At 71.8% G+C, this 9,758-nt stretch carries 4 protein-coding genes; all 4 read right to left on the bottom strand.

Features of this window, described 5'->3' with window-relative positions; all coding sequences use genetic code 11:
- Nucleotides 1–20: 20 nt before the first annotated feature.
- Nucleotides 21–7,520 carry an amino acid adenylation domain-containing protein gene (locus AC3A57_RS19605; RefSeq protein ID WP_487580446.1) on the bottom strand — a complete coding sequence of 2,500 codons (7,500 nt, stop codon included), beginning with the start codon at nucleotides 7,518–7,520 and terminating at the stop codon, nucleotides 21–23.
- Nucleotides 7,521–7,572: 52 nt separating this feature from the next.
- Nucleotides 7,573–8,496 carry a PLP-dependent cysteine synthase family protein gene (locus AC3A57_RS19600; RefSeq protein WP_487580557.1) on the bottom strand — a complete coding sequence of 308 codons (924 nt, stop codon included), beginning with the start codon at nucleotides 8,494–8,496 and terminating at the stop codon, nucleotides 7,573–7,575.
- Between the two features lie 34 nt (nucleotides 8,497–8,530).
- Nucleotides 8,531–9,280: a thiol:disulfide interchange protein DsbA/DsbL gene (locus tag AC3A57_RS19595; RefSeq protein WP_487580445.1), complete on the bottom strand. Its 750-nt coding sequence runs from the start codon at nucleotides 9,278–9,280 to the stop codon at nucleotides 8,531–8,533.
- Nucleotides 9,281–9,342: 62 nt separating this feature from the next.
- Nucleotides 9,343–9,758 (bottom strand): phosphopantetheine-binding protein (locus AC3A57_RS19590; RefSeq protein ID WP_487580444.1); only part of this gene is annotated, 416 nt, incomplete at its 5' end.

Genomic DNA, 9,758 nt, shown 5'->3' with positions numbered 1-9,758 from the left:
GCCGCCACAACCGCCGGCGCTTACTCGTCCAGCAGCGCCAGCAGTTCGTCTTCGCTGAGCTCGTCCAGTCCCGCGCTGGCCTGCGCTACCGCCTGGGCGTCGAACCCGGCCAATCCTTTCTCGGTCGCCGCGGCCGCCATCGCCGCCAATGTGGGATGGGCGAAGATGTCGCGTATCGCCAAGCCGATTCCGAGCCGCTCGCGCACCCGCTGCGCCAGTTGCAACGCCGACAGCGAGTGTCCGCCGAGCAGGAAGAAGTCGTCGCCGCGACAGACCTCGGCGACGCCGAGCAGTTCGCGCCAGAGCCCGGCGAGTTCGCGCTCGGTCCGGTCGGCCGGCGGCTCGCGGCGCCCGTCGCCGGCGATCCGTCCCGGCGCCGGCAGCGCGGCCGAGTCCAGCTTGCCGTTGGCGGTGGTCGGAATCCGGTCGAGGAACACGTAATGCGCCGGGCGCAGGTAATCGGGCAAGGCCGCGACCTGTTCGCGCAGGGCGCGTTCGAGCGCGCCGCGGCCGCTCCAGACCGTAGCGTCCTGCATGCCCGCATCCGCCGCGACCGTCGCCGCCTCAGGCGATGGGGAGCGACGCGTCGCATAAACGTTGTGCAGGGCCGTGCCGGCCAGCGCGGCCTCCTGCTCGCTGGCCACCGCGAAGCCATGCCTCTCCAGCAGGCCGCGTACCCGCTCCAGACGCCCGTCCAGGTCGTGCACCTCCACCACCACCTGGCGCAGGCGCGGCCAATGCGCGTCGTCGATGCCGAGCAACACCTCCAGCTCGGCGCCCTCCACATCCACCTTGAGCAGGTCGATGCGGTCCAGCGCGTGCTCGGCGACGACCTGCGACACGGTCCGCAACGGCCGCCGCACCCGTTCCTCGCGCATGCGCTCGTCCAGCAGCTCGCGCAGCCCCTCGCCGGCCGGCGCCGCGGCCGAAGACGAACTCAGATAAGACTCGACCACGCCGCGCGAGGCGGCGGCATCCAGCACGCAGCTGGAAACGATGCTGTTGTGCGGATAGAACACGAACTCGGCCTCGCCGGGCGCCGCCGCCAGACCGCAGTCGTAGACCGTGGCGCGCAGACCGCGCAGTTCGGCGTTCAGGCGCGCGATGCGATGGACTTGCGGAATCGGCTCGAACGCGAAGATCCGCGCGTCGCGGCAGCGTTCGCCGACGTAGAGCGCGAACATGCCGATGTTTGCGCCGACGTCGAACACGCAACAGCCGTCGTCGAGGCGGATGCCGTGGCGGCGGTAGGCGTCGCCGGCGAAGATCTCCTCGTGCAGGAACCGGGTCTCGCTGGCGTTGAGGTGGAACACCTCGCCGAGCCCGTCCAGTTCCAGCGTGTCGGCGCCCGCTTCCGCCGCCAACGCCGCCAGCGCGCGCGGCACCGCGGCGCGGCGCGCCGACGGCACCGCGTAGGCCACCAACCGGCGATCGCTGTCGCCGAAGTCGCGCGCGACCACGCGCACGTCGTCCAGCCCCGGGTGCGCGGCCAGGCAGGCCTCGATTTCGCCCGGCTCGACCCGATAACCGCGGATCTTCAGCTGGAAGTCGCTGCGCCCCAGGTATTCGAGCGCGCCGTCCTCGCGCCAGCGGCCGAGGTCGCCGGTGCGGTACATCCGCCCTGCGGGCGCGTAGGGATCGGGCAGGAACCGCTGCCCGGTCAGTTCCGGGCGATTCCAGTAGCCGCGGCCGACCTGCACGCCGCCGATGTACAGTTCGCCTATCGCGCCCAACGGCACCGGCCGCTGCGCCGGATCGAGCACGTACATGCGGGTGTTGGCGACGGGCCGGCCGATCGGCACCGTCTCGGGCGCGGCCTCCTCGCAGGCCCACCAGGTCACGTCCACCGCCGCTTCGGTCGGTCCGTACAGGTTGTGCAGGCGCACCGTCGGCAACCATCGCCGGAAGCGCGCCTGCAAGCGCGGCGGCAAGGCCTCGCCGCTGCACAGCACATGGCGCAATCCCAGGCATTGCGCTGCTTCGGCGCCGTCCAGGAAGGCCTGCAGCATCGACGGCACGAAATGCACCATGGTCACTCCGCGCTCCTGGATCGTGCGCGACAGATAAGCCGGGTCGGCCTGCCCGCCCGGCCGCGCCAGCACCAGGCGCGCGCCGCTCAGCAGAGGCAGGAACAGTTCCCAGACCGACACGTCGAAACCGAACGAGGTCTTCTGCAGCACCACGTCGCGCGCGTCCACGCCGAACCGGTCGCGCGCCCACAGCAGGCGATTGACCACTCCATCGTGCTGATTCATCGCCCCTTTCGGCCGGCCGGTCGATCCCGAGGTATAGATCAGATAGGCCAGGCTCGACTCGCTGAGCCCCGGCACCGGCGCGGTTGCGCTCGGATAGCCTAACCATTCCTCCGCCGCGTCCAGGCGCCAGACCCGGTCGCAAGCCGAGGCCAGTCCGGGCAGGGTCCGCAGCAGCTCGGACTGGACCAGCAGCACGCAGGCGCCCGAATCCTCGAGCATGAAAGCCAGGCGCTCGTGCGGATAATCGGGATCCAACGGCACGTAGGCGGCGCCGGACTTGAGGATGCCGAGCAGTCCCACCGGCAACTGCAGCGAACGCCGGGTGCAGATCGCCACCCGCGCCTCGGGACCGACCCCGTACGCGCGCAGCCGGCTGGCGACCCGGTTGGCCGCCGCGTCCAGTTCGGCATAGCTCAGCGCCGCGCCCTCGTACTCGACTGCGGTCGCATCCGGGGTGCGCGCGGCCTGGGCCTCGAACAAGCCGTGCACGGTCGTGCCGCGCGGGTAAGCGGCCGCGGTGTCGTTGAACTGCTCCAGCATCAGCAGGCGCTGCGGCTCGGGCAGCACCTCCAGTTCGCAAACGCCAGTCGCGGCGTCGCGCTCCAGCGCCTCGGCCAGGCCGGCCAGCGCGCGCTCGAGCAAGCCGATGCAGCGCACCGGATCGATCGATCGCGCGCAATGCACGACCAGGGTATAGCCCTCGCCCTCGTCGTTGACCGACATCGACAGCGGGTAGTTGGTGCGTTCTTCCATGAACAACACGCGGATGCGGTCCCAATCGGCCCCGCCGGAGCCCGGTTCGGCCAGCGCGACGCTGTGGCGGTAATTGAGCAGCGTGGTGAACAACGGCTGCGGCGCCGGCACCGCGCTGCAGCGTTGCGCCAGCGCCAGCGGCGCGTGCTCGTGCTGCAGCAGCGCCGCCAGTTGCGCGGCGGCCGCCGCCACCGCAGTCGCGGCGCTGCGCCGGTCGACCTGCAAGCGGAACGGCAGGGTGTTGATGAACACCCCCATCATCCGTTCGGCGTCGTCGCCGCCCATCCGCCCGGACAGCACGGTGCCGAACACCACGTCGTCGCGCCCGCTGCAGCGCGCCACGACCTGCGCCCAGGCGACATGGAACAGGGCCGCCGGCGCGACCCCGCGCGCCCGCGCGCAGGCGCGGACCGCCGCCGCGAGCGGCGCGGGCAAGGCTCGCCGCGCTTCGTGCACGCCGGCTGCGCCGCCGTGCAGGGCGTCGACTCCGAACGCGACGGTCGGCGCGTCGACGTCGCCGAGCAAGCCGCTGAAATAGGCTTCGTGCGTCCGGGCCGGCTGCGCCGCGATCGCGGCCAGGTGGCGGCCGAACGGCACCGGCGTCGGCAACTGTTCCGCGCGGCCGTCGAGCAGCACCGCGACCTCGCTCAGGATCAGCTCCAGGGTGACGTGGTCGCTGATGATGTGGTGATTGACCAGGGCCAGGCGCCACTGCGCGCCGTCGCCATCGGCGGCGGCGTGCAGCGCGATCAGCGGCGCCCGGTCCAGAGCGATGCGGGTCGTGGCCGGATCGGCGATGCGCGACAGCCAGGCGGTCGGGTCCGCGCCCGCCGGCACTGCCGCCTCCCGCAACGGCAGCTCGACTCGGCGGTGCACGACCTGCACCGGCCGCGACAGTCCCTGCCAGTGCACCGAGCTGCGCAGGATGTCGTGGCGCGCCACCACCGTGCGCAGCGCCTCGACGAAGCGATCCAGCCCGCGGCGGTCGGCGAAACCGAGCACGAAGGTGGACAGGTAGGGATCCCCCGTCTCTTCGGCCAGGTGGTGGAACAAGATGCCTTCCTGCAGCGGCGCCAGCGGATAAACGTCCTGCACGCCGGGCGCGCCGCCGGGGATGCGCGCGGCCAGGACGTCCAGCTCGGCCTGCGACAGGCCCGCCAGCGGCACCAGGTCCGGCCGCAATGCGGTGGCGTGCTCCGGCACCCCGGCGGCGATCGGCGCGGCCGGACGGACGCCGCCGGCGTCGAGCTGGGCGCAGAACGCGCGCAGCACCGGTGCGGCGAACAGCATGCGCACATCGACCGTATCGCCGTGCTCGCGCAACCGGGCCACGATGCGGATCGCCAGCATCGAATGTCCGCCCAGTTCGAAGAAGCCGTCGTCGCGCCCCACCTGCTCCAGCCCCAGCAACTCGCGCCACAGCGCCGCGACCCGGCGTTCGGTCGGAGTCGACGGCGGCAGGAAATCGCGCGCGACCATCGCCCCGCGCTCCGGCGCCGGCAGCGCGTTGCGGTCCAGCTTGCCGTTCGGCGTCAACGGCAGCGCGGCGAGCCGGACGATCGCGGCGGGCACCATGTATTCGGGCAAGACCGCGGCCAAGGCGGCGCGCAACCGCGCCGGCGCCGGATCGGCGCCGTCGTGCGCGACCACGTACGCCGCCAGCCTGGGCTCGCCGGGCTCGTCCTCGCGCGCGACCACCACCGCCTCGCGCACGCCCGGCTCGGCCAGCAACTGCGCCTCGATCTCGCCCAGCTCGATGCGGAAGCCGCGGATCTTGACCTGCTGGTCGTTGCGGCCGAGATATTCGACGCTGCCGTCGTCCAGCCAACGGCACAGGTCGCCGGTGCGGTAGACGCGTCCGCCGGCCGGGTCCAGCGGATCGGGCAGGAAACGTTCGTCGGTCAGTTCGGGCCGGTTGAGATAGCCGCGCGCGACCTGCACCCCGCCGATCAGCAGCTCGCCCGGCGCGCCCACCGGCAGCGGCCGCATCGCCTCGTCGACGATGTAGAAACGGGTGTTGGCGATCGGCCAGCCGATCGGCGCGCGCCCGCCCGGGTCGCCGGGCCGGCACGGCGCATAGCAGACGTTGACCGAGGTTTCGGTCGGGCCGTAGTGATTGAACAGCTCGGTGCCCGGCAACGCCCGGAAGAAGCGCTGCGCGAGCTCGTAGGGCAGCGCTTCGCCGCCGGAGAACACCTGGCGCAGGCAAGTGCACTGGCCGAAGCGCGGATGATCGAGCATGGCACGCAGCAGGGTCGGGACCAGCTTGAGCCGGGTCGCTCCGCCGCGCAGGATCAGGTCGATCAGATACTCGGCGTCGAAATGGCGCCCTGGCGCGGCGATCAGCAGGCGGGCGCCGCAGATCAGCGCGCTGAAGAAATCCCAGATCGAGGCGTCGAAGCTGAAGGGCGTCTTCTGGATCAGGATGTCGCGGCCGTCCATCGGGTATTGCGCGCGCAGCCAGCACATGTGGTTGGCGATGCCGCGGTGCTGCACCATCACGCCTTTCGGCCGTCCGCTCGAGCCGGAGGTATAGATCACATAGGCCAGGTGTTCGGGACTCGGCTCCGCCGGCGCCTCGTCCGGCGTCGGCGCCGTCGCCGGATAGGCTTCGACCTCGTCCCAGCCCTCATCCAGAGCCAGATCCCGGCGGGTTTCGTCCGCCGGCCACATCGACCGCAGCCGCGCCTGGGTCAGCAGGATCGGCGGGCGGGCGTCGTCGAGCATGTAGCGCAGGCGCTCGATCGGGTAGGACGGATCCAGCGGCAGGAACGCGGCGCCGGCCTTGAGCGTGCCGAGCTGGGCCACGACCATCTCCAGCGAACGCTCCATGCCGATCGCGACCAGCACGTCCGGCCCGCAACCGCGCGCGCGCAGGTAGCGCGCCAAGCGGTTGGCCCGCGCATCCAGTTCGGCATATGTCAGTTGCGCGCCTTCGAACTCGACCGCCACAGCATCCGGCGTCCGCCGCACCTGCGCCTCGATCAGCCGGTGGATCAGCATCGGTTCGGCGAACACGGTGTGGGTGTCGTTGAACCGCTGCAGCAAGCGGGTGCGTTCGCTCGGCCCGAGCACGTCCAGCGCGTCCACGGCGGTGGACGGCGCGGCCTGGGTCAGCGATTCGAGGAGGCTGAGCAAATGGCCGGCCCAGCGCTGCGCGGTGGCCGCGTCGAACAGGTCCGTCGCGTACTCCAGCCGGCCCTGGATCCGTTCGCCGTCGTCGCTCAACGCCAGGGTCAAATCGAAATGGGTCGTCGCCTGCTCCAGGCGCAACGGCTCCACCCGCAGCCCGGCCAGGTCCAGGGCCCCGGCCGGCGTGTTGTCGTAGTTCAGCATCGCCTGGAACAGCGGCGCGTGCGCCAGGCTGCGCGCCGGGCGCACGGCGTCGACCACCTGCTCGAACGGCACGTCCTGCGCCGAGTAGGCGAACGCCAGGGTCTCGCGGCTGCGCTGCATCAGCGCCGCCACATCGGGCGCATCGCGCAGGTCCACGCGCAGCGCCAGGGTGTTGACGAAAAAGCCGATCAAGCCCTCCACGCCAGCCTGGCCGCGATTGGCCGCCGAGGCGCCGATCAGCAGGTCGCGCTGGCCGCTCAGCCGCGACAACAGCACCGCCCAGGCCGCCAGCAGCACGTTGAAAGCAGTGGCGTCCCAGCGCAGCGCGAACTCGCGCACCCGCGCGGTCAGCGCGGCGGGCAGCGCCAGTTCGATCGCGGCGCCGGCGAAACTCTGCTGCGGCGGCCGCGGCCGGTCGCTGGGCAGGGCCAACAACCCGGGCGCATCGCCGATGCGCGCTCGCCATGCATCCAGGCGCGCCCGCGCCGCATCGCCTTCGACCCGCTCGCGCTGCCATGCGGCGTAGTCGCCGTACTGCACCGGCAGCGGCGACAGCGGATCGGACTGGCCTTGCGCGTAGGCCGAATACAGCGCGCCCAACTCGCGCACCAGCACCCCCAGCGACCAGCCGTCTGAGACGATGTGGTGCTGGACCAGGATCGCCACATGCTCGCACTCGCCCAGCCGCAGCAGCCTGCAGCGCACCAGCGGCGGACGCGCGAGATCGAAGGCGGTGGCGCATTCCTGCGCGACGATGGCGCGGATCTGCGCCTGCTGTGCCTCGGCCGACAGGTCGCTGAGGTCGTCCTCGCGGATCGGCATGCCGATATCGGCGGCCGCCGGCTCCGCGCGGCCGGCGCCGTCGCGTTCGACGAAAGCGCAGCGCAGCGCTTCGTGGCGGGCGACGATGCGGTCCAGCGCGGCGCGCAAGGCCGCCCGATCCAGGCGGCCGCTCAGGCGCAAGGCCGCCGGCAGCAGGTAGGCGGTGGCGCTGGCCGGCTCCAGCCGATCCAGGAACCACAGCCTTTGCTGCGAGAACGACAGCGGCAGGCCGCCGTCGCGGTCGGCGATCGCGATCGGCGCCGCGGCCGGAGCGGCTTCGCGCATGCGCTGGTCCAGCTTCCGCTGCAGGATCTTGCGCTTGAGTTGTTCCAGGCTGGCGTGGTCGTCGGTCATGAGGGCTAGGCGATATCGGATGGGGCGTCGCGTGGTGCGGTGCGCGGCCGGCTCAGGCGCCGGCCGCGTCGAACAGAGAAGTCGACAGGTAGCGTTCGCCGGTGTCGGGCAGGATGGTCAGTACGGCGCTGCCGGCCGGCATCTGCCGGGCGATGGCGCTCGCCGCGGCGAACGCAGCGCCCGAAGAAATGCCGCAGCACAAGCCCTCCTGGCGCGCCAGTTCGCGCGCGGCCTGGCGCGCTTCGGCTTCGTCCACCGCAACGGTGCGGTCGGCCACCTGCGGGGTCAGCACCGCGGGCATGAAATTGGGCGCCCAGCCGGCGATCTCGTGGGCCGCCCACGGCTGGCCGGCGAGCACGCGGGCGCGCGCCGGCTCGGCCGCCGCCACGCGCACATCGCCGCGTGCCGCCTTCAGCGCCGCCCCGACCCCGCTCAAGGTGCCGCCGCTGCCCCAGCCGGACACGAACCAGTCCAGCCGCCGCCCGGCGAAGGCGTCGAGGATCTCGCGCGCGGTGCTGTCGCGATGGCAGGCCGGGTTGGCCGGGTTGGCGTACTGATCGGCGAAGTACGCGCCGTTGCGTTCGGCGTATTCGCGCGCCGCACGGCTGCGGCCGAGCGCGCCCTCGACCGCCGGGGTCAGCACCACCTCCGCGCCGTAGGCGCGCATCAGACGCCGGCGCTCGACCGAGTAGTTGTCGCTGATGAAGGCGACGAAGCGGTAGCCGCGCACCGCGCAGGCCATCGCCAGCGCGACGCCGGCGTTGCCGGAGGTGGCCTCGACCACGGTCTGGCCGGGGCGCAGCGCGCCGCGCCCGATCGCGTCGTCGAGGATCGAGGCGGCGATTCGGTCCTTGATCGAACCGCTGGGATTGCGCGCTTCCACCTTGACGTAGACGTCCACCCCCGCCGGCGCCAGTCGGTTGATCTTGACGATCGGGGTACGCCCGACGGTATCCAGGATCGATTCGTATAACAAAGCGGTCTCCTTCATGCGTCCGTGCCGATCGGGCTCAGCGTTTGGCGTGCGCGCGGCGTTCGATCCCAATCAGGTAGTCGACCGTGGCCAGCAGGGCCTCGGCCGGCGCGCCCGGCTTCGGCGCCACCCGGTACTTGCCGGCGACGAGGACCGTCGGCGTGCTCTCCACGCCTGCGGCGATCGCGTAGGACCGCGCCCAGCGCAGGCGCTCGGCGGTCTTGTCGCTCCGGTAGGCGCGGTCGAATCGCGCCCGGTCCACGCCGAGCCGCGCATAGGCTTCGCCGACCTGTTCGGGACTGTCGCCGGTCAGGGTCTGCTCGACGTGCACCGCGCGATAGATGCCCGCATGAGTCTTGTCGGCGACGCCCAGTTCCTTGGCCGCGTAGTACGCCTTGGCCGCCGCGTCGAATGCGCCGCCGAAGGCCGCGGGCACGTACTGGAAGCGCACGTCGCGGGGCAGCTTGGCGCGCCAGGCGCTCATCGCCGGGTCGAACTTCGCGCAGGCGCCGCAGGCGTAGCTGAATACCTGCACCACTTCGATGCCGGCCCCTTGCGCAGCGCGCACCGGCTTGGGCAACACCTGATAGTCGACCCCGGCGACCGGCGTCGCCTGGCGCGCCGACACGGCGGCCGAAAACGCCAGCAGGACGAAAGCCGCGATTCCCGCCAGCCCGCCCAGCGGGCGCCGTCGCCCGGCCGCTGCGGCGGTCTGCGCCGGATCGTGGCCTGCGCCATCGGCCGCGCCATCGATGGCGCGGATCTCGCTGTTGACTGCGTGCTTCATGTTGTCGTCCTCGATAGGAAGCGGCGTGGGTAGGCGTGTTCTTCGGTCGGCAAGCGTGCGGATCAGGTCACCCCATCCTCCTCGTCCAGCAAGGCCAATAGTTCCTCGCGCGACAATCCGTCCAGTTGCTCGGCCAGGGCCTGCGCATCGCTACCCAGATAGGTTTGGAACTGCGCCTCGACCACCGCCGCGGCCATTGCGCCAAGCGCCGGGTTGCGGATCAGCAGGTCGATGCTCAACTCGACCGCGAAGGTCTCGCGCATCCGCGACGACAACTGCACCAGCAGCAGCGAATGCCCGCCGAGGGCGAAGAAATGGTCGTGGCGGCCGATCCGTTCCACCCCCAGCAACTGCGTCCACAGCTGCGCCAGCGCCTGCTCCACCTCGCCCTGCGGCGCTTGGTAGGCCTGGCGCGCATGCGCCTCGCCTTCCGGCGCCGGCAGCGCCGCACGGTCCAGCTTGCCGTTCGGGGTCAGCG

The organism is Lysobacter sp. Soil_C_15, from assembly GCF_057657315.1.
This window is presented reverse-complemented; position numbering and strand designations above follow the sequence as displayed.